This is a genomic window from Alkalihalobacillus sp. FSL W8-0930 (assembly GCA_037965595.1).
Lineage (GTDB): Bacteria > Bacillota > Bacilli > Bacillales > Bacillaceae_D > Alkalicoccobacillus.
This window is the reverse complement of sequence record CP150183.1, coordinates 272,932-296,210: the sequence shown is the minus strand read 5'-3', so window position 1 is coordinate 296,210 and position 23,279 is coordinate 272,932. Positions and strand designations below refer to the sequence as shown.

The window sequence follows — 23,279 nt, the reverse complement described above, 5'->3', positions numbered from 1 at the left end:
AAAGCGCACCCAACGAGTCATTATGCAAAGGATATAGGCATCACCCCTGTGTAGTAGATATCCTAAGCGTACCATGGTATACAAAGCAAAACATTGGGAAAATCCTAACCACCGTTAATTCCTGATACGATGTTAAATGAATGTCTACTGTTGATTAATGATGCCTTAATAACCATTTATTATAAAAAATTTCTCCACAAAAAAGAGATCTTAGATAAAACCTTAATAGCGATCGTTTTAAACGTTGTTTTTCTCTCTGTGTGAGAATTTTTCAAGGAATGAACAGCACTGCTTTCCTTTTTTTGATCCATCTGTTTCTCAAGTTCTTTAGCAAATTTAGAACCTTGTATTAAGACAGCTGATTCTGTGTTTAGATAACTTGACCTGGCATCCAAATTAAATGAACCAACCATGCTCAGATTATCATCAATAACAAATGACTTTGCATGAATAGAGTAATTACCTCTATATTCAAAGATAAAAACGCCACTGTTTAGAATCTCGTCTCTCGTACGTAAATAACCAGAGAAGGCCATAGGATTCGGCGTCTGTTGAATGGAGTTGGTTATCATCTCATGATGAACATGTGGCTGCATCCCAACCCTTTCAATCATTTGTTTTGTAGGGATGGCATAAGGTGTCTGCATATACACCTTAGAATCAGCATTCATAGCTAATTCCGTAAATGTTTCCCATAGATACGGATATTTGTTAAGTCTTGTTAAGGGATTCGATACAAACGAAATGTGATCTGCCTGCACGGCTTGATTCGTCCAATCATCTGCAAGCGGTCGAACAAACGCATCGTTTTCCTTCTGGGCTTTCTGCATTTTATCTTTTAATCGCTTCTTGAAGGCTTCACCTTTAGATAGATTCTTGCTTATTCTATGCTTCTCTTGTTTTGTAAATGGATGGTCCCAAAGCTCATTTGCATAGGCCTTCATCCCATTCACCGAGCTGTTTGCTTGTTCAACCTTGTTATAGACGAGGACATCCCGGTCAAAGACGTAATCCTTTGGGCGATTTTGCGCGAGATACTTATCACCGATGTTTCTCCCACCAATAATTCCATACGTTTCATCGATTATAAGCAGCTTATCATGTAACCGATTATGCCAAGACCACGGCTTAAAGAATTGGAAAGGCTCATAATAACGAAGCTCCATATTTGGATGAGCGGCAATCGCTTCTCTCACATCGCCCAAGTCACCACGAAGATTATGGAATAAACCATCTAATACTACCCGAACGTGTACCCCTCGATCAGCAGCCTCAAATAATTCCGCCATAAAGAGATGTGACGTTTCTCCTTTTTGAACCGAGTAGGATATAAAGTCTATACTTGACTGAGCTTCTCGTATCGCTTGCATCCTAACCTGCCCCGACTCAAATCCATCTTCTAAAAGAAGCACATGATCTTTATTTTGAACTTCCTCGGATAGATTGAAGGGTGTCTTATCAGTGTTTTTGTGATAAGAAATTGGGAGGAAAAAGAGAATGTACGCACCAAACAAAACGTAGAGAGCATACAAAGCTATAATTGTCAGCAAGATATTTTTAATCAAATTAGACACATCCGTTTCATGATGAATACCCACCTTATGTGCGCGAAGTAACCGTTTTGACATTCCATTAAAGGTATAGGTGTTTCTATCTTTTGTTTAAGCCAAGGATTTATTCTTGTTACGTTTTTTTACAAATATATTGGAAAATAAATGTATTTAGAGTAGAGGTGTAGTATGTTGAAATGGACTACTTAAATTCTTTCATATTAAGGTGGGTTCTATATGCCTAAAACAGACAATTTGTTAGCTATTCTATGGATGCTTCGTTCAGATAAAAAAATAACGGCAAAACAAATATCGGATAAGCTAGAAATAAATATACGGACAGTCTACCGATATATTGATACCCTTACAACGAGCGGTGTGCCTATCATTTCAGAACCTGGACACAATGGTGGATACACCTTATTAAATAATTTTATTGAAGCCCCACTATTTTTTAATTCCGAGGAGCAAACTTCTCTTTTCCACGCTGCTGTTTTTGCAGAAGAAGCAGGATATTATGGCGGCGAAGCGCTAAATAACGCGCTCTCCAAACTAAGTAACTATTCAAATTCAGAACAGGAAACAAAAACAAACCAGCACTTAGCCACTCTTGAAGTGATAAATCATTTACGCCCATCTTCTATTGAGTCTTTTTTAAAAAAGTTGGAGGAGGCTATAGCTACCAGCTATTCAGTAAAGATTCTATACCATAAAAGAGACGATAAGCGATTAGACGACAGGTTTGTCGATCCATACAGAATAATCTATTGGAATAAGAAGTGGTACGTGATTGGCTTTTGTCACCTAAGGCAAGATATCCGTAGTTTTAGAGTAGATCGAATGGAAAGTCTGTTTTTAACCGAGGATACATTCAATCAGCCAGATCATTTCTCCGCGCATGATCATTTTATTAAAGGTCTTCTTCCTACTTATGCAGATAAAGATGTTGTTTCTTTGGTTGTTAGTGGGGATGAATTAGTTTTGGCTGACCTTTGCCAACATTGGTTTTTAGGTAATTATTTAAAAGAACAAACTTCTAATGAAGCCGTTTTTCTATTAGAAGAAGATGTGATACTTACCTATGTCCCCTATATACTTTTACCATTTAACAAGTCAATTAAAGTTATTGAGCCAGCCAGCCTTAAAAAAAGACTTGTTGATATTCTATCCGACTTAATAACGTTTCATGAAAAATAAAAACATCCCTGACGGTGACTGTCAGGGATGTTTTCTTATACTGTGTATATCAAATGTGATTGGAGTGTGAATGGATGCAAACGAAAAAAGCTTTTCTCTATGTATTTGATACAATGTCAGACTGGGAATATGGATATTTAATCGCTGAATTAAACACAGGTAGATATTTTAAAAAAGGATTGGAACCTCTTAAGATAATCACAGTAGGAACGACTAATGAAATAATTACTACAATGGGGGGAATTAGCATAAGTCCAGATATTTCCCTTGATGAATGCACTCTTGGAAGTAATGATCTTTTAATTTTACCAGGCGGAACGACTTGGAGCGATGAAATACATCAACCTATATTAAAAAGAACTGCTCAAGCATTAGAGAGTGGTACAATTGTCGCTGCCATTTGTGGTGCGATTGAAGGGCTCGCGAATATGGGAAATTTAGATACCAGAGATCATACAAGTAACAACTTAGAATATACAAAAATGGTCTGTCCCAACTATAAAGGAGAAGGCCAATATAAGTTTGAATCTGTCGTCTCAGATGCAAATTTAATTACTGCTTCTGGGATAGCACCTCTTGAATTTGCTAGGGAAGTACTTAATAAACTTGAGGTTGTGACACCAGACACTTTACATGCATGGTACAACCTATATAAAACTCATCAACCTCAATACTATCTTGAATTAATACACTCATTGAAAAATAACTAACACCAATAAACCGCTAAAAACTCTAACTATTTTTTAGTGACCTAAAATATTGTAAACTGCATGCATCAAAAAGAACTTCTATTGCTAGAAGTCCTTTTTTTCTATTTATTTTTCATCGTCCAAAGCGTTCCTTCTGATTTCTTCTTGTCTTTCATCAGCTCCTTCTTTCACTTTTTCCTGAAGCTCTGCGCTCTTTGTTTCGATATAGTCTGAGAGCTTCTCTCTTCGTTCGTGTGCGAGGTCCCTCACTTCATGGATATCAAAGTCAACGTCGGGTTTTACTGTGTATAGGATTGAGACGATTCGATTTCGTTCCTCGTATCCTCGTTGAATTGCATCATTTTGAACCTCATATAATGAAAGAATTTGTTCGGTTCTTGCTTCATAGCCTTTTAAAATGTTTTCATTTCTCCATTGAAGCCACGCTAGCTCCAGATTCTCTGATTCTTGACTAAACAACTCGTCCAACATTTCTGCGTTGTCTACGCTGAAGTATTCACCTTCTCCTGCATCAGCAATCGTTTCAAGTGCTTGACGTTCTTCATCATTCACGTCAAAACCAATGGTATGAACAACCGGTGATACACCAGAATCCTGGAGGGCCTTCGTTGTCTCAACCGGATCTCCTTCGCACGTGTCTTCCCCACCACTTACAATGTATAAGATGTTCTCTCCACCTTCAGGAAACAGCGCTCCAGCTTCTTCAATGGCTAAAGCAATTGGCGCATACCCTGCTGCCTGAAACGAATCCAATGCCGCTTGGACACCTTCTTCTTCGTATTCATTTAATGGGTACAGTGTCTCTGTTTGAGAACAAGATTCCTCTTTGCCCTCTGTTTGATTACTTCCTTTGTGTCCATAAACATGAATGGCCACATTTGCTTCAGCCGGTAGATCGGCCGCAAACGCTTGTACCGCTTCTTTCGCAATGTCCATCTTCGGCTTTCCATCGATCTCAGCTACCATGCTTTCACTTGCATCCATGAGAATCTGGATGTTGAGTCCCTGATATGTTTCTTCTTCAAGTTCATCCTGCTCTTCTTTTGGCGTCTCCATTCCTTCTTCAAAGCTTTCAAATAAAGCCTGTTCTTCTCTAAAATCTTCTGCCAGTAGCTGGAGCATCCGATCAAAGGCTTCTTGAGTGGTAAGGCCTTCAGGAAAACCTCTCACTTCTTCGAGTACCGCTTCCTCATCAAAGGCTTCTCCGTGATAAACCCCTGGCTCCTGTTTCATTAGCTCTTCTACAGAATCCGATTCGACCTGCTCTACATCCTCCTGCACTTCAATTTCAGGTTCCTGGTCCACCTCTACATCCTCTGGTGACTCATGCACTTCTTCTGTTTCCTCGTCCTCACTGGCTGTCTGATCTTGTATGTCTGTATTGGATGGCTCTTCCTCATCACTACAGGCCGCTAACCCAACCATCGTGGCTAGGAGAAGGCACGTTATTCGTTTTTTCATTCATATCACCTTTCACTATCTTCTGCTATTCTCTATCATAAAACGATTACAAGTGGAAAACTAGTCATTTATGAACAGCTCTACCTTTAACGATACATGTTCGCTAGCTTTTCACGTTTTACGAACATCAATACCAGGGTATAGTCTCGGTACGTGTAGAATAACAATGATTAAGGAGAATCCATATGAAAAAAAGAGGTATGTTCATCACAATCGTCGCAATCATTTCCCTAACATGTGTGGGAATTCTTGTGTTCAACTTTTTTAACGGAAGCCAGGACCAGCTAGCGATCACAGAAGAAAGGGTCTATGAATACCTAACCGAAGAACAGAATTATGCTGATGAAGAGATTGAATCGATTCGCACAGATTACGACTGGAGCGGCGATAAATATGACGAAGAAGACGCGTACCAAGCCTTTGTCACGTTCGCAGATGAAGACCAGGAATATCAATACATCTATAACGACAACATCGGTGTACAGCAAATCGGAGGAACAGACGGCGAAGGCAACCACACCGAGGATAACGAATAACACTAATTGAACGGAGGATGTAGATTGAAAAGGATAACCTGGAGATCCTACACTGTCCTGATCTTAAGCATTCTACTCATTTCCAACATTCTCTTATTAGATTTAATCGCCCCATACTTAAATACATTTGCTGGCACCCTTTATTACTTATTTGTGCCAGTGTGTTTGGTGGCGATCATCATCTTTTTGATCCTTAGTTTCATCTCAAAAAAAGAAAGCAACATTCTGCCTGTGCTCGCGCTCATCATTACGCTTATCACATTGGCAATCATTGCTTTCTTCTTTTACTTTGGGGCTAATTTTGTGTAGACGTGTTAAAGGCGGGACTCGATCTTATTAGATTGAGTTCCTTTTACGTCCTCTAAAAACATTTACCTCTTTGGAAGTGGATATGTATGCACATGTCTGTAACGAATTAACTCTTGATTCGTGTTCACAACAACCTCGTCTACCCCATAGCTGTTATGCGCATTGTAGTATGGGTAAACTCGAAGCGTAACCTCGTACAGACCACCAACCCCGTATACTTGTTTGATTTTAAGGATCTTCGTATCATAAGCTGCCCATTGCAGTGTACCAGGTACGTGAATATCGTCTTTGTATAACTCAATCACAGCTTGATCAACTGGCGTTCTGATACTACAGATTAAGGCGTATCTTAATGAATCAGAAAGATTAGTATCTGCTTCGTTTAATGTAGCGCGGTAATGTTGTAGCATAGTCGATCTCCCCTTTGGCTTATGTGTAGTATCTTATATGCGTATGGGAGAAGTGGGATGACTAGATCTCTTTAGGTACCTAGAATCTCATCTAATATTAGTTGATTCTTATGCCCATCTTCTATTGTGGGCAAATCGTCATCAAGATTATCATCTTGAATGTATTGATAGACCTTATGTAAGAACGGATGAAATGCTGAGTAATATGCCTTTGCTTCATCAGAAAGGCTTGTCGGTACAGATTCTAGTTGTTCAAGTGGTACTTCTTTTAGTTCCTGATTTGCTTTTCCTAAGTAAAGTTGCTGATCATTAACTAAATGAAGTGTACCTTTTCTTCCAAATATCTTTAAAGACGATCCTACACCATGATGGATACCAGTAATAAGCTGTAGAGAGAAGGTTGTACCACTATTCAGCTTTCCATGAATAAAAAAAGCATCATCAGCGTCCCTTATTTCACCTAATGTTTCAGGAACATGGGTATGCGTTAACCCATTAAGACTTGAGACTTCATCTTGAGCAAGCCACCTTAAACAATCAATCATATGTGTCCCTAAAGCACCTAACATGCCTCCAAACTTTTGTTTGTCTCCCATCCAACCTCTTTTAGTAGAATGAAGCTTTTAATATTGTGAGCTAGAGATGTGATACTCAACATGCAATAGATCACCAACCAAATCATCTCGGATCAATTTCTTCATTTTTTGTCGTATCGGGAGGTAGCGCCATTCAAAATCAATCATCACTTTTGATTTGAATCTTTCCGAGAGACTTAAAAGCTCTTTTGATTCATGCCTATTCATTGTGAAAGGTTTTTCGCAAACGACTTCGATCCCTCTTTTTATAGCTTCTTTTACCATCTCAAAGTGATAGATAGGTAGAGAACTTACAAACAAGAGATCTAGTGTTTCATCATTTAACATCTCAACCCAGTTCCTATAATGCCTCGGTTTACTTTTCATCTCTAGTAGATTTTTTGGAATGTAATGTCTGTTCATTGTACTTACCGCGATTAACTCCATATATGGATGTAGATTAATAATAGGAGCTTGAACATTCAATCCAAAACCACCGCCGATAATGCCAACTCTCATCTTTCCTCACTCCTATGGAAATGTATCTCAATCAAAAGCTATATTCATTATAATTTTAACAAATAAAAGGAATCTGTTCCTTTTTAAAGAAATATATAATAAAAATGAATGCCTAACAACTCATATTAAAAAGGAGGGTTTATGAAGAAGACAGTCTCTTTTATAACAATCTTCATTCTTTCACTACTCTTATTAGCCTGTTCGAATGATTCTGTTATGGAAGAGTGGAGCGACAACAGCCCGTTCTTTAAACATGAACTTGGAGAGATGTTTGGAAAAGAAGGAAGTATTGGCATCATTGGTATGAAGGACATTACTGAAGACGGTCAAAAATGGATGTGGCATTTTTGGGGAGATACAGACATCGCATATAAAGATTGGGAAGTACAGGCAAGACAAGAAGGCGATGAGAAATTTATCTCTCCAATTACCTTTAATGATGATAGCTTAGAACCACGAAGTGAAGAAATCAATGGGCACGCTCGCTCAACTGTATTGTTCCCCTCCTCAGGACTTTGGGAGTTGAACGTTTATATAGATGGAGAGTTTTTTGATCAGTTAACTGTTGATGTAGTCCAAGAGTAGTTTATACGCTCATCCATATTAAAAGAAAGACCACTGACTTTTTAGAGTCCAGTGGTCTTGTTCTTATTCAAATGGATATTTTACTTCCGTAAGCTCCTCCGAGATGTCCCATAACTTTTCCATTCTAGAATCGTCATAGATCCCTTTCTTCGGCTCTTCGATCGTAGGATTCCCTTTCCTACCTCCTGCCCCATCTGGACCGATCAATTCTCCACCTAGAAGAGATTTATCTGTCGCTGCCATAATGGTAGGTAGCGCCCCCTTCTCAGCGGGCTGACTAACCAATTTTAGAAACGGTTTAACGTACCAAGGTGTTTTCTTCTTGCCTAAGGTGAACAGGTTTGTAGACGATATCCCCGGATGCGCAGCTACACTAATGGTTTTATAGTGATATGTCTTTAAGCGATTATCTAACTCTTTGGCAAACAAAATATTTGCTAGTTTACTCTGTCCATAGAAGACAAAGCTCTTATACCCACTCATTCCATGCAAGTTCTCAAATTGAATAGCTCCATTCCGGTGAGCAATTGATGTCAACGTAACAACCCGAGAAGCTTCCCCTTTTTCAAGTAACGGAAGTAGTAAACCCGTCAAAGCAAAGTGACCTAGATGATTGCTGGCAAACTGCAATTCAAACCCGTCCTCCGTTAATGAATACGGCGGCATCATCACGCCAGCATTATTGATGAGTAAGTCAATGACCTCTACTTGGCTTGAGATTGTTTCAGCAAACTCTCGTACACTTTGGAGCTTTGAAAGATCGAGTGAATGCACTTGAATCGTTGCTTCTGGATATACGTTTAGGATTTCTTCTTTAGCTTTCTTACCTTTTTCCGTATTCCTTACTGCTAGAATGACCTGGTTTCCTTGGCCTGCGAAGTGCTTGGCTGTTTCTAGGCCAAGACCGCTGTTTGCGCCAGTAATGATGACTATTTTAGTGTTCATGTGTTGGCTCCTGTTCCTGTTATGAGGATGTTGAAGTAAGTTTACTACTATACTTTATATAAATCTAACAAGAATCTTCATTTACTTAAAGTTTATAGGTTTGAAAGAACTTAGTTTAAATAATGGAGAGAAAATAATTGTAGTTTATTAGCCAGAATGAAATAAGTTAATAGACATTAAATTAAGACAGCTTAGCATGAAAAACCATTAACTGATTTTATGTTACGCCCGATAAAAGATAATGATGGAGTTATGAATGGTTCATTTACACTTGCTGATTGAGTGTTTTCTTCTTTTCATACATATAGTTACCGGTATACTTTAGTTTCATTCTATAATGGAATAGGCATAAACTACTTGCCTTTTCATGATTAATAAGGAGGAGTTTTCAATGACTAGATTAAAGAACAAGGTCGCGATTGTAACAGGAAGTGGATCCGGGATTGGAGCAGCAATTGCAAAGCGCTTTGCAAAAGAAGGTGCTAAAGTAGTCCTTGCGGATATTAATGACAAAGGTGTAGCAAAAGTTAAGGAAGAAATTGAACAAGCTAACGGGATAGCTGAATATATTGTCGGGGATATTTCAAGTGAAGATATTGCTAAAAGCATCAATGATTTCGCAGTACATAAATTCGGTAAATTAGATATTTTAATAAATAATGCAGGCTATGCAGGGCCAAGCGATCCAGCTGAGCAGTTTAATTCAGAAGAATTTGATAAGATTTTTAAGGTAAATGCATACGGCACTTTTTATATGATTAAGCATGCAGTATCCTATATGAAAGAAAATAAACAGGGAAGCATTGTAAATGTCGGATCTAACAGTACATTAACACCGACAGATTATCCAGGATATGCGAGCTCAAAAGGTGCAGTACGCACGATGTCTTACACATTTTCTGGTATCCTAGCTAAGGATAAAATCCGCGTAAATGCATTAATTCCTGGAACAACTAGAACACCAATGGTACAGGCTATTTTTGATGATCCTGAGTTAGCTAAAAAGTATATTGAATCGATTCCATTAGGTGAAGTTGTAGAACCGGAAGACCTTGCAAATGGCGCACTTTATTTAGCATCAGACGAAGCAAAACGCGTAACTGGAACAGAATTAGTCGTTGATGCAGGTATGTCCTTATAATTCTAGCCTAGTATTTCAAAAATAAAGGTGAAACAAACTATTAAGGATTCACTTCTAATAAAGAGTGTGAAGCTTACAAAATCATATAAGACCTTTAAAAAAAGATGTACAAATCCTCCTAATATTCCCACAACTTTTTCTGACATAATAAAAAAACATCTGTTCACTTACTTTTAATATAAGTGAACAGATGTCAAACTTTCTATTTAAATAACTTTAAAAATTATAGACAGCTTTGATAATTGTCAATAAACCCTTGTTATATCTAAAATCAACCTACTCAACCGTAACACTCTTCGCAAGGTTACGTGGTTTATCCACGTCACACTCTCTGTGAAGTGCTGCGTAGTAAGAGATCAGTTGCAATGGAATAACTGCTGCTAGTGCAGTTAGGTGTTCGTGAACACGAGGTAGGACGATTTGGTCGTCTGCTTCGTTCATGCCTTCCATGCTGATTGTACATACGTGGGCGCCACGCGCTTCTACTTCTTGGGCGTTTCCGCGAATGCTTAGGTTTACGTGCTGCTGTGTTGCTAATGCAAAGACCGGTGTGCCTTCTTCAATTAGGGCAATCGTTCCGTGCTTTAATTCTCCTCCAGCAAAGCCTTCTGCTTGGATGTAAGAGATTTCTTTTAGTTTCAAAGCGCCTTCAACGACTACGTGGTAGTCAGCTGCGCGACCGATAAAGAAGGCGTTACGTGTAACGGATAGGAAGTCACGAGCGACTTTCTCCATCTCTTCCTTCTGTGCTGTTAGTACTTCCATTGCGTTTGCAACGATACCTAGCTCTTGTAATGGATCGAAGTCTAACTCGATACCAGCAGAACGTGCTACGTCAACGGCAAGGATGGCAAAAACAGCAATTTGAGCTGTGTATGCTTTTGTAGAAGCAACAGCAATTTCAGGTCCAGCATACGTATGAAGCGTGAAGTCAGCTTCACGAGAAAGCGTAGATCCTGGTACGTTTGTGATCGTTAAGGCTTTGTGGCCTTGTTTTTTCACTTCGACTAATACACCTCTTGAGTCGGCAGTTTCACCACTTTGAGAGATGAAGATAAAGAGTGGGTTCTCTGATAATAACGGCATATTGTACAAGAATTCACTTGCGATATGCACTTCAACTGGACGGTTTGCAAGCTTTTCAACAAGCTGCTTTCCAACAAGACCTGCGTGATAGCTTGTTCCAGCTGCAATGATATAGATGCGGTCGCTTGCTTTTACGGCTTCACGAATGTCAGCATCGATACGTAGGCCACCGTCTTCATTTTGATACTTTTGGATGATGTTACGCATAACAAACGGCTGCTCATCAATTTCCTTCAGCATAAAGTGAGGGTATGTTCCCTTTTCGATGTCACTCATATCAAGCTCAGCTGTGTAAGGCTCGCGCTCAACTTTCACACCAGCAAGTGTTTCGATTGTGATCGAGTCACGTTTAACAATGACAATCTCCTGATCCATGATCTCAACAAACTGATCTGTTACAGCAAGCATCGCCATTGCATCAGACGCGATAACATTCGCATCTTCGCCAACTCCGATCAGAAGTGGGCTTTTATTTTTAGCGACAAATACCGTTTCTTTGTCTTCTTTATCAATTAAAGCAAGAGCGTATGAACCTTTAAGAAGGGATAACGTCTCACGGAAGGCTTGTTCTGTGCTGTGACCTTGTTCTACAAAGTGCTCAATCACTTGAACAATGACTTCTGTATCCGTATCACTTACTAGTTCTTTGTTACTTAGGTAGTTTGCTTTAAGTTCTTTGTAGTTCTCGATCACACCGTTGTGTACGAGAGTGAAACGGGCACTTGAGCTCTGATGCGGGTGTGCGTTCAATTGACTTGGTACACCGTGTGTTGCCCAACGTGTGTGTCCGATCCCAACAGTTGCACTGGTTTCTGAGTCCACAGCATCACGAAGAGTCGCAATACGGCCTTTTTCCTTGAATACGTGTACGCCCTCTTCGTTTGTTAGAGCGATACCGGCTGAGTCATAGCCACGGTACTCAAGCTTTTCAAGTCCTTGAAGCAAGATTTCCTTTGCATCTTCCGTTCCTACATAACCTACAATTCCACACATAAATGGTTACCTCCCATAGTCGGGGGCAAGCAACCTGAGGGCATACTTGCCCCCACTCTTATCAGTTTTAGTTTTTATGGGCATGGTACTTCTAGCTTTGTCCACCAGGTCACCCTGATGCTTTTTCCAGAAGCTTGACGGTTGTCATGCATCAACCGGAGGGCATCCGCCGAAAAAATCGATAAACCCTCTCCTCGTCAACTGTCCCAAAATCCGTACGCGGGGCAGTTCAGGCGCTTTATGTTGCTTACTAACTCTACACAATCCTCCTCTCATTTAATCCAAAATAATCATACTTGATTGACAACCTATCGTCAATCAAGAAAATAAAGCGGAGAGTGGGGTTTACCGTGTAGTCTATGCGGTAAAGTCACGGGTGGTGAGCAATTCGGGGAATTGTCTAATTTTGTGGTAATTGGTAGTGAAGTTTCTGATTGAGCCTTTACCTAGAGTTACCTCTAAGTGCTATCGTTAAAAAATATAAACTTTTTTATAGGAGTGAGAATAAATGAATGACATCTTTGATCGCGATCGTGCCGGCGAGACTATATCCATCCAAGATCCTGAATTCCCTAAAATGGCTCAAGCAATTGAGCGAGCGCAAGAGCTGGTGGCTAAACTGAATACTGGCTACCATGCAATTGAAGACGTAAGAAAACAATTCTTTGAGTTAACTACTCAGGAAATTAACCCCACCTTTGAACTGCTTCCTCCCTTTTACACCGACTTCGGACAAAACATAACTGTAGGTAGTCATGTTTTTATTAATTCTGGATGTACATTCATGGATAGAGGAGGGATAACAATCGGTGATCATGTATTAATTGCTCCGAAAGTAAATCTTGTGACGACGAATCATCCAATCTCTCCATCTGAAAGAAGATCCACTCTATCTAAGCCAATCAACATAAAGAACAATGCTTGGATTGGCATTGCAGCTACCATCATGCCAGGTGTAACGATTGGTGAAAATTCCATCATTTCAGCCGGAGCCGTTGTTACTAAAGATGTTCCTGATAACGTAATTGTTGCAGGAGTACCTGCCAAAGTCATTAGATCCATTGAGGAATAAAAAAAGGTGTCCCTTCCATCACGGTCGGGACACCCATCACCCATTAATTACATTGTGCTCGTATCAATTACAAAACGGTATTTCACATCAGAGTTCAACACACGATCATACGCATGATCGATTTCATCTGCAGAGATGACTTCGATGTTTGGAGCAATGTTGTGCTCCGCGCAAAAGTCTAGCATCTCCTGTGTTTCTTGAATGCCACCAATCATTGATCCTGCAAATGAACGACGACGACCAATTAACGACATCACATGAACAGATAACGGTTCAGGTGGTGCACCTACGTTTACCATCGTGCCATCTAAGGCAAGAAGACCAATGTACGCGCCGGCGTCAATCTTTGCGCTGACCGTGTTAATGATGAGATCAAATGTACCTGCAAGCTTCTCAAAGGTTTCCGGATCCTTCGTTGCATAATAATCCTTTGCACCAAATTTCATTCCATCTTCTTGCTTGTTTAACGTTTGAGATAGAACTGTAACCTCTGCTCCCATCGCATGCGCAATCTTCACAGCCATATGACCAAGTCCACCCATACCAACAACTGCTACTTTCTTTCCTGGACCGGCATTCCAACGGTTTAACGGGGAGAACGTCGTAATTCCTGCACATAGTAACGGAGCTGCTGCATCCAGTTCAATATTGTCAGGGATGCGAACAACAAATCCTTCTGTGACCACGATGTGAGTGGAGTACCCACCTTGAGTCGGCTCACCATATTTATCAACCCCAGCGTATGTAGGGACATTTCCTTTATTACAATACTGTTCATCGCCTTTTTGGCAGTTTTCACATTCTCCACATGAATCAACCATACACCCAACACCGACACGGTCGCCCACTTTAAACTTAGTTACATTTGGGCCAACTTCTGTTACGATTCCAGCAATCTCATGACCAGGAACTAAAGGATAGTTCACCTCGCCCCACTCTCCATGAGCTGTGTGAATATCGGAGTGGCAAATCCCAGCGAACTTAATCTCAATTAGAACATCCTGTTGATCAAGATCACGTCTTGTAATCTCCGCTTCTCGGAATCCTTTATCTGGACCGTCCACTGCACGTGCTTTTGCTTTTACCATAAATGTATGACCTCCATATGAATTCAGATTCTAAGGGTTCTTTTCCCTTATGAGTGTAAGATTAATCCCTAAAGTTAACTCTAGGTCAAGCTTAAACCCTCTGATCATGATAAGATGGTTGAAAAACCGATAAGGAAAAGGAGATTTTTTATGACGTACTCAATTGGGGAAGTGGCTGAAACATTAGATTTAACGGTTCATACCCTTCGTTACTATGATAAGGAAGGACTCATGCCTTTTGTCGAAAGGTCTCCAAGCGGCCAGCGCCTATTTAAAGACTCAGACATTGAAGCACTAAAAATCATCCAATGCCTGAAGCTCACTGGTATGCCACTTAAAGAAATTAAAGGCTTTATTCAATGGTGCCAAGAAGGAGACTCCTCTTTAACCCAGAGATATGAGATGTTTCTAGAAAGAAAAGCAAAAGTAGAGGCACAAATGGAAGAACTAAAAAAGACGATGGAGATCATTGATCATAAATGCCAATATTATATGACCGCGGTTGAGGCTGGGACGGAAGAGATTCATAAGAGCTGAGGGTAAGGTTTGCTCAGCAAATGCTCAAAAATCCTGCGAATGCTCAGAATTGTGGGCTCTCTGCTCAAAACTTCCGCAAATGCTCAAAATCGAGGGTTCTCTGCTCATAAATCCTGCGAATGCTTAAAATTGAGGGCTCTCCGCTCAGAAATCCTGCGAATGCTCAGAATTGTGGGCTCTCTGCTCATAAATCCTGAGAATGCTCAAAATCGAGGGCTCTCTGCTCATAAATCCTGCAAATGCTCAGAAACGAGGGCTCTCTGCTCAAAAATCCTGCAAATGCTCAGAAACGAGGGCTCTCTGCTCAAAAATCCTGCAAATGCTCAGAAACGAGGGCTTTCTGCTCAAAAATCCTGCAAATGCTCAAAATCGAGGGCTCTCTGCTCAAAAATCCTGCGAATGCTCAGAAACGAGGGCTCTCTGCTCAAAAATCCTGCGAATGCTTAAAATTGTGGGCCTTCTGCTGAGTTACTAAAGCTAAAATTAGCGCACCTCTTCCTTATTCCAGCGCATTTCCCCTCACTCCCGCGCACCTCACCCTCATTCCCGCGCACTTTCATCCCCACTCGCGCACCTCACCCTCATTCCCGCGCATCTTCATCCTCACTCGCGCACTCCACCCTCGTTCCCGCGCACTTTCATCCCCACTCGCGCATTCCCCTCACCCTCACTCCAGCGCACCAACACAAAAAAACCGCCCCCTCACCCAAACGGCGAGAGGACGGCACAAGCCGGTCTCTATTCTTGTAGTCCCATCTCAGCGCGTACCACTTCTGCGATGTCTTCTACGAATTTCGTGCATTTTTCTTCGGTTTCAGCTTCTACCATGACACGTACTAGTGGTTCTGTGCCTGATGGGCGCACGAGGACGCGGCCGTTTCCGTTCATTTCTGCTTCTACTTTTTCGATCGCTTCTTTTACTAGTGCGTTTTCTTCGACTGCGTGTTTATCCGTTACTCGGATGTTCACAAGCTGCTGCGGGAAGACTTGCATTGGTTCTGCTAGTTCTGAAAGCGTTTTGCCTGTCATTTTCATGATGTTCACAAGTTGTAGGGCAGACAGGATTCCGTCCCCTGTGGTGATGTAATCAAGGAAAATGATGTGACCAGATTGCTCGCCGCCCAGGTTAAAGCTACCTTTGCGCATTTCTTCCATTACGTAGCGATCGCCAACGCCTGTTTGTTTTGTATCAATACCGGCTTCTTCAAGTGCTTTGTAGAAACCAAGGTTACTCATAACCGTTGTTACTACTGTGCTGTTGTTCAGTCGGCCATGTTCTTTAAAGTACTTCGCGCAAATGTACATGATTTTATCGCCATCAACAATTTGCCCTTTTTCATCAACGGCAATTAGACGGTCAGCATCGCCATCAAAAGCCAATCCGATATCGGCTTCTTTTTCTAATAAGAATTCTGCGAGTCCTTCTGGATGAGTCGACCCACAGCCTTCATTAATGTTTACACCATTTGGCGTACTGCCCATTGCAGAGATGTCAGCGTCAAGATCAGCGAAAACATGTCTTGCAAGTGCAGAGGCTGCTCCGTTTGCACAGTCAAGCGCAACATGGATGCCTGAGAAGTCATCCTCTACCGTTTGCTTTAAGAACTGGATGTACTTGTGGCCGCCTTCAAAGTAATCATTTGTTTGACCAAGCGCTCCACCTGTTGGACGTGGAAGTGTATCTTCTTCAGCGTCTAATAGCGCTTCAATTTCAGCTTCCTGTGCGTCCTTTAACTTAAAGCCATCTGGTCCGAAGAATTTAATTCCGTTGTCTGGCACAGGATTATGTGAGGCTGAAATCATGACGCCTGCGTCCGCACTGATATTTTTTGTTAGGTAAGCCACACCTGGTGTTGAAATAACACCAAGACGCATGACCTCTGCACCTATTGATAAAAGTCCTGCTACTAGTGCACTTTCAAGCATTTCGCCGGAGATACGCGTGTCTCTTCCAATTAAAACACGGGGCTGCCCTTCACTGTGCTGGGTTAACACGTAACCCCCTACTCTTCCAAGCTTAAAGGCAAGTTCAGGTGTGAGCTCTGTGTTAGCTACACCCCTGACACCGTCCGTTCCAAAATATACTCCCATTGTCATCGCTCCTTCAACTCTACTACTCAGACTGATCGGTAATCGTTAATTTTGCATTTTTAGATTCATCCGGTTCAAATCGAATATTTTGTGGTCCATTAAATTCAATCGGTAGTTCTTTTTCTCCAGCAGTTTCTTCACTAATATCAACATATGCCTGAAAATCTGAGGTGCTCATACGATTCAATTGCTCCTCTGTTCCATACGCCGTTACATTTATGTATGCCGGTTGATCTGCGGCGAGCCTGGCCGACATTTCATCAGATCTTCCCATTATGTTCAGCGGGACACCGGAGAGTTCACGTTCCTCTTCTTCTCCAACTGTCACATTGACGGATATCTGTTTCGGCTCCACTCGTTCAGCTCCATCAGGAACAGGCACGTCCAACTCAATTGTTGTGGATTCCTCAATTTTGCTTAAATCTAATTCTACTCCGCCGAGAGACTCCAGACTTTCAATATAATCGGCAGGTCCATAAACCGTCACATCACCTGGTTCAAGCTCAATTTGTTCAATGCTTAACCCAGCCTTCAGTTTACCTATTCGTTTGATATTAACAGGGACCAGTTTATTTGGACTTGTCACTGGAACGCGCACCGTTACAAAGTTAGGGTTTGAATCCATTTCAAGCTCAATCCCATCCGAATTATAAATGTGAACAGGATATTCATCTTCTATCGTGCCCTCAGCATTGTCCATATCGACAAAAACCTTTGCTGTTGCTGCATACGAAAGAAATTCTCTAGCATTCGTAACATCTACGTTAATTGGCGTAACAATTGGTGTTCCAACCGTATAGCCTTCCTCCACACTATCTGTATTCAATAGGTCTACCTGAACAGGAAAGGACGAGGTTTGAATTTCTTGAAGCTCGATATTAGCTGTTGTTGGTGTGACCGCTACCGACAGCTCACTTGGGAATCCACGATATTCAATCCGGGCACGATGAGAGCCTTCTTCAAGCTCTGTCGCATCAACAAAAACCTCATACGTTGGTCTCATCATTTGAAAATAAGCCAATGCACTTCTCGACCCACTCAACTTTACTTGCACGGTCTCCGGGGCATCGGTTAAAGCATACTCTTCTTCATTATAGTTTACGTTCAGCTCTACTTCTTCAAGTGTATAGGAGCTATTGCTAATGGTCGGCAAAACACTTGGTTGATTACCAAGGTTATCCTGGTTGACCATGGCAAATAGCATCAGCGCTACAAAGAACGCAATGATCCGTACAAACCAATGGCTATTAAAGAGCCTATCCATTTTTCTTTCCTCCCCACTTAAAGCGTGATGGAGCTGACGCTTTATCTTCAGAGAGCATTGATTTTTCTAGAATTTCACGCAGTTCTTCCTCCGTTAAATCACGGTGTAATTCTGCGTTTTTCGTAACAGAGATATTTCCTGTTTCTTCAGATACAATGATCGTAATACAATCTGTAACCTCACTCACCCCAAGTGCCGCACGGTGTCTAGTACCCAATTCTTTTGAAATGAATGGATTTTCAGATAAAGGCAAGTAACAGCCTGACGCAAGAATAGTCTCATTTTTAAGAATGACCGCTCCATCATGCAAGGGCGTATTTGGGATAAAGATATTAATGAGAAGTTCAGACGTTAGATCCGCATTCATTGGGATACCCGTTTCTGCGTAATCACTTAATCCTGTTTCTCGTTCAATTGAAATAAGCGCTCCAATTCTTCGTTTACCCATGTATGTACATGATTTAATTATGGCATCAATTGATTTTTGTACAGGTTCATTTTTAGGAGTGGTTCGACTCGCAAAAAAGCGCCCTCGTCCTAACTGCTCAAGACCTCTTCTCAGCTCTGGCTGAAAGATAATGATAATAGCAAGTAACCCATACGTGAGTGTTTGCGACATAATAAATTCAAGTGTCCTAAGTCCAAAGAAACCACTGATAAACCATACAATTAAGATAACCGTAATTCCTTTAACAAGCTGTACAGCTCGGGTTCCTCGTATAATCATAATTAGCTTGTAGATCACGTATGTCACAAGCAATATATCAATAATTTGACCAAAATAACTTAGCCAACCAACATTCTCAAACGGCAAATCAAACGGAAGCATAGCCTGCATTGCTTTTCCTCCAAACAAATCATTCTAAACTCATACAAACGAGACAGGAATAGCAGCCTGTCTACCTTAATTATTCATCCAATGGCTAACATTCATTGGGCTATACCCTTACCTTACGACATTAGCTGCCTCATTATACCATATAAGCATAAGAATTGAGATAGATCTTGTCGCTGAATGTATGGAAAACTGTGTGGAACTAGATGGAAACCTCAAAGAAAAGACCTTCACCATTCAGGCGAAGATCTACTTTCATTCACGATCATTATCAAAAATCGAAACCGTTTCATTAAACATGTTCTTCATATTATACCAAACCCACTCAAGCGCCTGGTTCACTTCTTCAATCTCACCAGCCACTTCACCGGTTGATGCATAATACGGCTTGCTATTTACAAGGAGAACATCTCCTTCTACATTTCCTTCTACAACAAGCTGACCATTTCGGACAACAAGATCCCCTTCAATGGTTTCTCCTTCAGGTATCGTCACAACGCCAGATTCTTTATCAATTTGGATATTTCCCGATCCAGAAACAGTAACCTTCTCAGAATTGCCTGACCAAGATGTCAAAAAGGAGCCTGACATTAATAAGAAAAAGATCGCAGCTGCTATAAGAATGGGATGTTTCTTTATCTTGCTTTTCCATTTTACAGTTTGCTTTTTAGGTGGCAGCTTCGCCATCACTTGATCTGTAAAGTTAGCAGGAGCTTCGATATGAGATGCACTTTGGGTAAAGGCAATGACTTTTTTAAGCTCTCGAAGATGCAAATCACATTCTTCACAGGTTTCAACATGTAGATAGAGTTCTTTCTTCTCTACTTCGGTTGCATCTCCATCTAAATATTTATGAATTAAGCCTTGCACATGTGACTCGCATGACATAGGAACATGCCTCCTTCCTTATATCTTCCTCATTCGTTTTCGAAGTGCCTCTCGCCCACGGTGTATCCTTGTCTTCACAGTGGAAATCGGCATATCAAGGATTTCACTTATTTCTTTCAGTGATAAATCCTCCATATATTTTAAAATGACAGCAGATCGGTACTTAAGGGGTAACTGATTAATCTCGGACTGAATCCATTCCTGCATCTCTAAATTCACAACTTGATCCTCAGGAAGCTCCTGATCAGCAGCAAGCTGTGATTCATAGGTTAATCCTTCTGTTCCCTTTACCTTATCTTCCAGATAAAAGTCAGGCTTCTTTTTCCGAAGCCGATCAATCGCAACGTTTGTTGCGATTCGGAATAACCATGTAGAGAATTTGCGATCCATATCAAACTTATCAAGGTTCGTATAGGCACGTAAAAAAGCCTCCTGGGCCACATCCTGAGCTTCCTGCGGATGGCCAACCATACGATAAGCGACTTGGTAGACCTTGTCTTTAAATAACTCAACAAGTTCACTAAAGGATTCTGTATCCCCTTTTTTCACTTCAATGATTAATTTCTTAACTAATGTGTCCATAGCAATACCCCTGACCGCTTCAATCTGTACCGTTTACGTACCGGCTTAAAAAAGGTTTCGTTTTTTATTACACTTTTTTTATTTTAACAGAAAAAAGTGGTTTTAAAGAACAAAATTAGGGTAGTAATTATGTATCGATGTTAAAATCGGACTATTTTCCCAGAAAAGGGGTGACAAGTTATGTCTTCAAAGAAAACAAACATACTCTTGCACAAAATCGAGAGAGTCCGCCATGATTTAAACAAAATGGCCCTAACAGTTGATCTCAGTTCACCAGATATGATCCATAGAAGCCAAGAATTAGATCACCTTTTAAACGAATACAAAGCCATGACAAGTTATTAATCCTTTGCCATCTCTAACATGAGATGCTTTTTTTATTTTACACAAAAAAAAGAAGCCTTACTCCAAATTGAAGATTCAGCTTCTTGTATATATCCAGGTAATTAAATTTTAATTAAAAAAGTGAGCCATGAAGGATTCGAACCTTCGACCCTCTGATTAAAAGTCAGATGCTCTACCAACTGAGCTAATGGCTCATGTCTTGTTTAAAGAAATGGCTGGGCTACCTGGGATCGAACCAGGGAATGACGGAATCAAAATCCGTTGCCTTACCGCTTGGCTATAGCCCAACAAAAAATGGTGGAGGGGGGCAGATTCGAACTGCCGAACCCGTAGGGAGCGGATTTACAGTCCGCCGCGTTTAGCCACTTCGCTACCCCTCCAGCTAAAGAAAAAAATAATATGGTGGAGGATGACGGGCTCGAACCGCCGACCCTCTGCTTGTAAGGCAGATGCTCTCCCAGCTGAGCTAATCCTCCATTATAACTTCAGATAAGCGGTGGATTTCTTCGTCCACTGCGTTATTCTCAATCAGTCACGTACTAAGGTACGCTCCTTCTTTCGAAAACTTGTGTCCTCAAACTCCTTGCTTCTCTTCGTTATTGACTGCAGATAAGCTTTGAATTCCTCTTAGCTTCTCTATGTACAGCGCTGGTTATTCAAGAAAATATAAATGGTGACCCGTACGGGAATCGAACCCGTGATACCGCCGTGAAAGGGCGGTGTCTTAACCGCTTGACCAACGGGCCAGAAGTGTGTGTCTCAATCACTGACAAAAGCTATTATACCCAATCCACAAATATAAGACAAGTGTTTTTGAAAACTTTTTTAAAAAAAGTTTTTTTCACTACCTTTACGAACATACATTCGGTATAATAAAAGAAAACCGAAGAGGATGATTTCGATGAAAAAGGAACCTGACTTATCACACCTAGAGCTACTCACTATCCTTGAAAAAGTTCGTTACTCCGCGCGTCAAGAGACCAAACTAGAAGTGGCTGAGTGTATGCTTGATTACGGAATCGACATTACGCTTGTCGGAGCCGTAACAGGACTTAAGAAAAGCCAGCTACGCTCAGGTAAGTAACACAATCCGCCCCTAGTCATTTAGCCCGAAGAACAAAAAAACAGCCCACTTCAGTCGCCAAACTTACATGAATGCATAGAGTAAAGTATTCCCTTTGAAAGGCGGTGTACGCATGGGCTTCTTCGGTGGTGGTAACTACGGTGGCGCTGACTACGGTTGTGGCGGTGGCTACGGATACGGTCAACAAGGACCAGTTGGAGGATACAGCGGCGGTTGTGGTAACGGTTTTGCTTTAATCGTTGTTCTATTCATTCTTCTTGTAATCATTGGTGCTTCTTACTGCAAATAAGTAATGAAGCTGATCCGTCAATCCTTCACTTGTAAGTATTGACGATCTTCACTATGACATTTAACCAAAGAGCTGTCTCCTTTCAAGGCCATTCATTTCTGAATGAACCCAATGGAGACAGCTCTTTTTTTATTGTTTATACTATTAGTACCAAACGATCTAGGAGGTCTCCCATGAAAGTCTATTACGAAGAAATGGACGGTCAGCTCTTCCCTCAGTGGTTGTTGCTCCCTGCAACGAGCCTTCATGCACCTCTGTCCGTTCAATTAGACGCCCCGTTTGAGCGCATGGAAGCTGAGGATTTCCATGATGATATAACGGTTGTTACGGTCACTCAAGCAGCTCTTGCCATTCGAGCGATCGATGAAACACACTTTGTTTTACATACAGATCAGGTAAAGAATGATCTGGAGACACACATACCGGATTCAGTCGACTATTATCTGATTCGACTTGAGGATTTGGAAGAAGTGCTTCAAATGAACGTTAAGCCTTATTTTTCTTCTCCTTCTTAATCCGTTTCTCTATATATAGCTTTTGTTCTTTTGTGAATCCACAATAGAATACGTCATCAAAGTTTTCGTATCCATTTTCTTCAAGCTCATTCCTTAACCAGGTTGAGTCCTTACCCAGTATGCTTAAGTGCTCTTCCTGCACCATGCCATCCAATATAAAAGGCAGTGTAAATGGCGACTGATCCCCTTTTTTGTAAACAGACAATGCGCCGGAGCTTTCAAGTAACGCATAATCCACGTCACAGATGTCAAACACATCTTTCGTTCGCAGCTGAAGCAGGACATCATCGAGATTATATGACTGTTTCCGCATGTTCTCTTGCTGGAGCTTTCCTTCACGTATGATTAGCACGGGTCGGCCGTCTACAATATCGCGGAATTTTTGATTTTTTAATGAAATACGCGAAAAGGTATATTGAATGGTAAACAGCAGAAGAATGGGAGCAATCCCCTTCATAAATGAAATGTCAGTGTCCTCAATCATGATGACGGCAATGTCTACAATGAGTAATGTAATGACGATATCAAGAACGCTAATTTCTCCAATATCTTTTTTTCCGGTCAAACGAAAGAAGGTCAAAATCATGAAAAACACGACGGCTGTCCGAAGCAGCGCGACTAATACTTCATCCACCTTAAAAAGTCCCCCGATCGACAGATTTTGTTTGTAGT

General features: G+C 41.0%; 26 protein-coding genes and 5 tRNA genes. 12 read left to right on the top strand and 19 right to left on the bottom strand.

Annotated elements, in window-relative coordinates:
• Positions 1-179: 179 nt before the first annotated feature.
• Positions 180-1,565 (bottom strand): phospholipase D family protein, encoded by a 1,386-nt coding sequence (locus NSQ54_01655; protein WYP26844.1) that lies wholly within the window; start codon positions 1,563-1,565, stop codon positions 180-182.
• A 222-nt stretch (positions 1,566-1,787) separates the two neighbouring features.
• On the opposite strand from NSQ54_01655, the gene NSQ54_01650 reads away from it, so the two are divergent.
• Both NSQ54_01650 and NSQ54_01645 read left to right on the top strand, forming a co-directional pair.
• Complete coding sequence (locus NSQ54_01650) at positions 1,788-2,747, top strand: YafY family protein (GenBank protein WYP26843.1); 960 nt, start codon at positions 1,788-1,790, stop codon at positions 2,745-2,747.
• A gap of 74 nt (positions 2,748-2,821) precedes the next feature.
• Entirely contained in the window at positions 2,822-3,457 is a 636-nt protein-coding gene (locus NSQ54_01645) for a type 1 glutamine amidotransferase family protein (GenBank protein WYP26842.1), read from the top strand.
• 105 nt (positions 3,458-3,562) lie between these two features.
• Here the strand turns inward: NSQ54_01645 and NSQ54_01640 are convergent, their stop codons facing one another.
• The gene (locus NSQ54_01640; protein ID WYP26841.1) at positions 3,563-4,918 is read right to left on the bottom strand and encodes a VWA domain-containing protein; all 1,356 of its coding nucleotides are present in this window, start codon (positions 4,916-4,918) and stop codon (positions 3,563-3,565) included.
• Between the two features lie 185 nt (positions 4,919-5,103).
• On the opposite strand from NSQ54_01640, the gene NSQ54_01635 reads away from it, so the two are divergent.
• Both NSQ54_01635 and NSQ54_01630 read left to right on the top strand, forming a co-directional pair.
• Positions 5,104-5,454: a DUF3139 domain-containing protein gene (locus NSQ54_01635; GenBank protein ID WYP26840.1), complete on the top strand. Its 351-nt coding sequence runs from the start codon at positions 5,104-5,106 to the stop codon at positions 5,452-5,454.
• Positions 5,455-5,478: 24 nt separating this feature from the next.
• Positions 5,479-5,763 (top strand): hypothetical protein, encoded by a 285-nt coding sequence (locus NSQ54_01630; protein WYP26839.1) that lies wholly within the window; start codon positions 5,479-5,481, stop codon positions 5,761-5,763.
• A 62-nt stretch (positions 5,764-5,825) separates the two neighbouring features.
• Here NSQ54_01630 and NSQ54_01625 read toward each other — a convergent pair whose 3' ends face one another.
• The 3 genes from NSQ54_01625 to NSQ54_01615 form a co-directional block, all read right to left on the bottom strand.
• Positions 5,826-6,173, bottom strand: a complete 348-nt coding sequence (locus tag NSQ54_01625) for a DUF3888 domain-containing protein (GenBank protein WYP26838.1) — start codon at positions 6,171-6,173, stop codon at positions 5,826-5,828.
• A 71-nt stretch (positions 6,174-6,244) separates the two neighbouring features.
• Positions 6,245-6,769 (bottom strand): Gfo/Idh/MocA family oxidoreductase, encoded by a 525-nt coding sequence (locus NSQ54_01620; GenBank protein WYP26837.1) that lies wholly within the window; start codon positions 6,767-6,769, stop codon positions 6,245-6,247.
• Positions 6,770-6,796: 27 nt separating this feature from the next.
• On the bottom strand, positions 6,797-7,267 hold the full coding sequence (locus NSQ54_01615; GenBank protein WYP26836.1) for a Gfo/Idh/MocA family oxidoreductase: 471 nt from the start codon (positions 7,265-7,267) through the stop codon (positions 6,797-6,799).
• A gap of 141 nt (positions 7,268-7,408) precedes the next feature.
• On the opposite strand from NSQ54_01615, the gene NSQ54_01610 reads away from it, so the two are divergent.
• On the top strand, positions 7,409-7,852 hold the full coding sequence (locus NSQ54_01610; GenBank protein WYP26835.1) for a DUF4871 domain-containing protein: 444 nt from the start codon (positions 7,409-7,411) through the stop codon (positions 7,850-7,852).
• A 63-nt stretch (positions 7,853-7,915) separates the two neighbouring features.
• Here the strand turns inward: NSQ54_01610 and NSQ54_01605 are convergent, their stop codons facing one another.
• Positions 7,916-8,797 (bottom strand): oxidoreductase, encoded by an 882-nt coding sequence (locus tag NSQ54_01605; protein WYP26834.1) that lies wholly within the window; start codon positions 8,795-8,797, stop codon positions 7,916-7,918.
• A 391-nt stretch (positions 8,798-9,188) separates the two neighbouring features.
• Between NSQ54_01605 and NSQ54_01600 the strand changes: the two genes are divergently transcribed.
• On the top strand, positions 9,189-9,938 hold the full coding sequence (locus NSQ54_01600) for an SDR family oxidoreductase (protein ID WYP26833.1): 750 nt from the start codon (positions 9,189-9,191) through the stop codon (positions 9,936-9,938).
• A 276-nt stretch (positions 9,939-10,214) separates the two neighbouring features.
• On the opposite strand, the gene glmS is transcribed toward NSQ54_01600, so the two are convergent.
• A complete protein-coding gene (glmS, locus tag NSQ54_01595; GenBank protein WYP26832.1) occupies positions 10,215-12,017 on the bottom strand; it encodes a glutamine--fructose-6-phosphate transaminase (isomerizing) in 1,803 nt (600 codons plus the stop codon).
• A gap of 508 nt (positions 12,018-12,525) precedes the next feature.
• On the opposite strand from glmS, the gene NSQ54_01590 reads away from it, so the two are divergent.
• Positions 12,526-13,089: a sugar O-acetyltransferase gene (locus tag NSQ54_01590; protein ID WYP26831.1), complete on the top strand. Its 564-nt coding sequence runs from the start codon at positions 12,526-12,528 to the stop codon at positions 13,087-13,089.
• 47 nt (positions 13,090-13,136) lie between these two features.
• On the opposite strand, the gene NSQ54_01585 is transcribed toward NSQ54_01590, so the two are convergent.
• A complete protein-coding gene (locus NSQ54_01585) occupies positions 13,137-14,177 on the bottom strand; it encodes an NAD(P)-dependent alcohol dehydrogenase (protein ID WYP26830.1) in 1,041 nt (346 codons plus the stop codon).
• 150 nt (positions 14,178-14,327) lie between these two features.
• Here NSQ54_01585 and NSQ54_01580 point away from each other — a divergent pair, with 150 nt between their 5' ends.
• Positions 14,328-14,714: a MerR family transcriptional regulator gene (locus NSQ54_01580; protein WYP26829.1), complete on the top strand. Its 387-nt coding sequence runs from the start codon at positions 14,328-14,330 to the stop codon at positions 14,712-14,714.
• A 738-nt stretch (positions 14,715-15,452) separates the two neighbouring features.
• On the opposite strand, the gene glmM is transcribed toward NSQ54_01580, so the two are convergent.
• The 5 genes from glmM to sigW form a co-directional block, all read right to left on the bottom strand.
• Complete coding sequence (gene glmM, locus NSQ54_01575) at positions 15,453-16,805, bottom strand: phosphoglucosamine mutase (protein WYP26828.1); 1,353 nt, start codon at positions 16,803-16,805, stop codon at positions 15,453-15,455.
• Positions 16,806-16,827: 22 nt separating this feature from the next.
• Positions 16,828-18,069 (bottom strand): CdaR family protein, encoded by a 1,242-nt coding sequence (locus NSQ54_01570; GenBank protein ID WYP26827.1) that lies wholly within the window; start codon positions 18,067-18,069, stop codon positions 16,828-16,830.
• Positions 18,062-18,898 carry a diadenylate cyclase CdaA gene (gene cdaA, locus NSQ54_01565; GenBank protein WYP28475.1) on the bottom strand — a complete coding sequence of 279 codons (837 nt, stop codon included), beginning with the start codon at positions 18,896-18,898 and terminating at the stop codon, positions 18,062-18,064. The genes NSQ54_01570 and cdaA overlap by 8 nt, the downstream gene beginning before the upstream one ends.
• Before the next feature lie 261 nt (positions 18,899-19,159).
• Entirely contained in the window at positions 19,160-19,792 is a 633-nt protein-coding gene (locus NSQ54_01560) for an anti-sigma factor (GenBank protein WYP26826.1), read from the bottom strand.
• Positions 19,793-19,810: 18 nt separating this feature from the next.
• Positions 19,811-20,374: an RNA polymerase sigma factor SigW gene (gene sigW / locus NSQ54_01555; GenBank protein WYP26825.1), complete on the bottom strand. Its 564-nt coding sequence runs from the start codon at positions 20,372-20,374 to the stop codon at positions 19,811-19,813.
• A 180-nt stretch (positions 20,375-20,554) separates the two neighbouring features.
• Here sigW and NSQ54_01550 point away from each other — a divergent pair, with 180 nt between their 5' ends.
• Complete coding sequence (locus tag NSQ54_01550) at positions 20,555-20,719, top strand: aspartyl-phosphate phosphatase Spo0E family protein (GenBank protein WYP26824.1); 165 nt, start codon at positions 20,555-20,557, stop codon at positions 20,717-20,719.
• A gap of 121 nt (positions 20,720-20,840) precedes the next feature.
• On the opposite strand, the gene NSQ54_01545 is transcribed toward NSQ54_01550, so the two are convergent.
• From NSQ54_01545 to NSQ54_01525, 5 genes are all read right to left on the bottom strand, one after another.
• Positions 20,841-20,913 (bottom strand) — tRNA-Lys (locus NSQ54_01545).
• Between the two features lie 18 nt (positions 20,914-20,931).
• Positions 20,932-21,006: transfer RNA gene (locus NSQ54_01540), tRNA-Gln, on the bottom strand.
• Positions 21,007-21,014: 8 nt separating this feature from the next.
• Positions 21,015-21,099, bottom strand: a tRNA-Tyr gene (locus NSQ54_01535).
• Positions 21,100-21,119: 20 nt separating this feature from the next.
• Positions 21,120-21,195 (bottom strand) — tRNA-Val (locus NSQ54_01530).
• A 195-nt stretch (positions 21,196-21,390) separates the two neighbouring features.
• Positions 21,391-21,465: transfer RNA gene (locus tag NSQ54_01525), tRNA-Glu, on the bottom strand.
• Positions 21,466-21,620: 155 nt separating this feature from the next.
• Between NSQ54_01525 and NSQ54_01520 the strand changes: the two genes are divergently transcribed.
• From NSQ54_01520 to NSQ54_01510, 3 genes are all read left to right on the top strand, one after another.
• Positions 21,621-21,803 (top strand): hypothetical protein, encoded by a 183-nt coding sequence (locus tag NSQ54_01520; GenBank protein ID WYP26823.1) that lies wholly within the window; start codon positions 21,621-21,623, stop codon positions 21,801-21,803.
• Positions 21,804-21,915: 112 nt separating this feature from the next.
• Positions 21,916-22,092, top strand: coding sequence for a YjcZ family sporulation protein (locus tag NSQ54_01515; protein ID WYP26822.1), 177 nt, complete (start codon positions 21,916-21,918; stop codon positions 22,090-22,092).
• 173 nt (positions 22,093-22,265) lie between these two features.
• Positions 22,266-22,607 carry a hypothetical protein gene (locus NSQ54_01510; GenBank protein ID WYP26821.1) on the top strand — a complete coding sequence of 114 codons (342 nt, stop codon included), beginning with the start codon at positions 22,266-22,268 and terminating at the stop codon, positions 22,605-22,607.
• Here the strand turns inward: NSQ54_01510 and NSQ54_01505 are convergent.
• Complete coding sequence (locus tag NSQ54_01505; GenBank protein WYP26820.1) at positions 22,579-23,241, bottom strand: DUF421 domain-containing protein; 663 nt, start codon at positions 23,239-23,241, stop codon at positions 22,579-22,581. The two genes, NSQ54_01510 and NSQ54_01505, sit on opposite strands and share 29 nt — an antisense overlap.
• Between the last annotated feature and the right edge of the window lie 38 nt (positions 23,242-23,279).

Excerpts from the sequence above, each read along its gene's own strand:
- NSQ54_01650 (WYP26843.1), top strand. The coding sequence starts at position 1,788 with ATGCCTAAAACAGACAATTTGTTAGCTATTCTATGGATGCTTCGTTCA.
- NSQ54_01645 (WYP26842.1), top strand. The coding sequence starts at position 2,822 with ATGCAAACGAAAAAAGCTTTTCTCTATGTATTTGATACAATGTCAGAC.
- NSQ54_01640 (WYP26841.1), bottom strand. The coding sequence starts at position 4,918 with ATGAAAAAACGAATAACGTGCCTTCTCCTAGCCACGATGGTTGGGTTA.
- NSQ54_01635 (WYP26840.1), top strand. The coding sequence starts at position 5,104 with ATGAAAAAAAGAGGTATGTTCATCACAATCGTCGCAATCATTTCCCTA.
- NSQ54_01625 (WYP26838.1), bottom strand. The coding sequence starts at position 6,173 with ATGCTACAACATTACCGCGCTACATTAAACGAAGCAGATACTAATCTT.
- NSQ54_01620 (WYP26837.1), bottom strand. The coding sequence starts at position 6,769 with ATGGGAGACAAACAAAAGTTTGGAGGCATGTTAGGTGCTTTAGGGACA.
- NSQ54_01615 (WYP26836.1), bottom strand. The coding sequence starts at position 7,267 with ATGAGAGTTGGCATTATCGGCGGTGGTTTTGGATTGAATGTTCAAGCT.
- NSQ54_01610 (WYP26835.1), top strand. The coding sequence starts at position 7,409 with ATGAAGAAGACAGTCTCTTTTATAACAATCTTCATTCTTTCACTACTC.
- NSQ54_01605 (WYP26834.1), bottom strand. The coding sequence starts at position 8,797 with ATGAACACTAAAATAGTCATCATTACTGGCGCAAACAGCGGTCTTGGC.
- NSQ54_01600 (WYP26833.1), top strand. The coding sequence starts at position 9,189 with ATGACTAGATTAAAGAACAAGGTCGCGATTGTAACAGGAAGTGGATCC.
- glmS (WYP26832.1), bottom strand. The coding sequence starts at position 12,017 with ATGTGTGGAATTGTAGGTTATGTAGGAACGGAAGATGCAAAGGAAATC.
- NSQ54_01590 (WYP26831.1), top strand. The coding sequence starts at position 12,526 with ATGAATGACATCTTTGATCGCGATCGTGCCGGCGAGACTATATCCATC.
- NSQ54_01585 (WYP26830.1), bottom strand. The coding sequence starts at position 14,177 with ATGGTAAAAGCAAAAGCACGTGCAGTGGACGGTCCAGATAAAGGATTC.
- NSQ54_01580 (WYP26829.1), top strand. The coding sequence starts at position 14,328 with ATGACGTACTCAATTGGGGAAGTGGCTGAAACATTAGATTTAACGGTT.
- glmM (WYP26828.1), bottom strand. The coding sequence starts at position 16,805 with ATGGGAGTATATTTTGGAACGGACGGTGTCAGGGGTGTAGCTAACACA.
- NSQ54_01570 (WYP26827.1), bottom strand. The coding sequence starts at position 18,069 with ATGGATAGGCTCTTTAATAGCCATTGGTTTGTACGGATCATTGCGTTC.
- cdaA (WYP28475.1), bottom strand. The coding sequence starts at position 18,898 with ATGCTTCCGTTTGATTTGCCGTTTGAGAATGTTGGTTGGCTAAGTTAT.
- NSQ54_01560 (WYP26826.1), bottom strand. The coding sequence starts at position 19,792 with ATGTCATGCGAGTCACATGTGCAAGGCTTAATTCATAAATATTTAGAT.
- sigW (WYP26825.1), bottom strand. The coding sequence starts at position 20,374 with ATGGACACATTAGTTAAGAAATTAATCATTGAAGTGAAAAAAGGGGAT.
- NSQ54_01550 (WYP26824.1), top strand. The coding sequence starts at position 20,555 with ATGTCTTCAAAGAAAACAAACATACTCTTGCACAAAATCGAGAGAGTC.
- NSQ54_01520 (WYP26823.1), top strand. The coding sequence starts at position 21,621 with ATGAAAAAGGAACCTGACTTATCACACCTAGAGCTACTCACTATCCTT.
- NSQ54_01515 (WYP26822.1), top strand. The coding sequence starts at position 21,916 with ATGGGCTTCTTCGGTGGTGGTAACTACGGTGGCGCTGACTACGGTTGT.
- NSQ54_01510 (WYP26821.1), top strand. The coding sequence starts at position 22,266 with ATGAAAGTCTATTACGAAGAAATGGACGGTCAGCTCTTCCCTCAGTGG.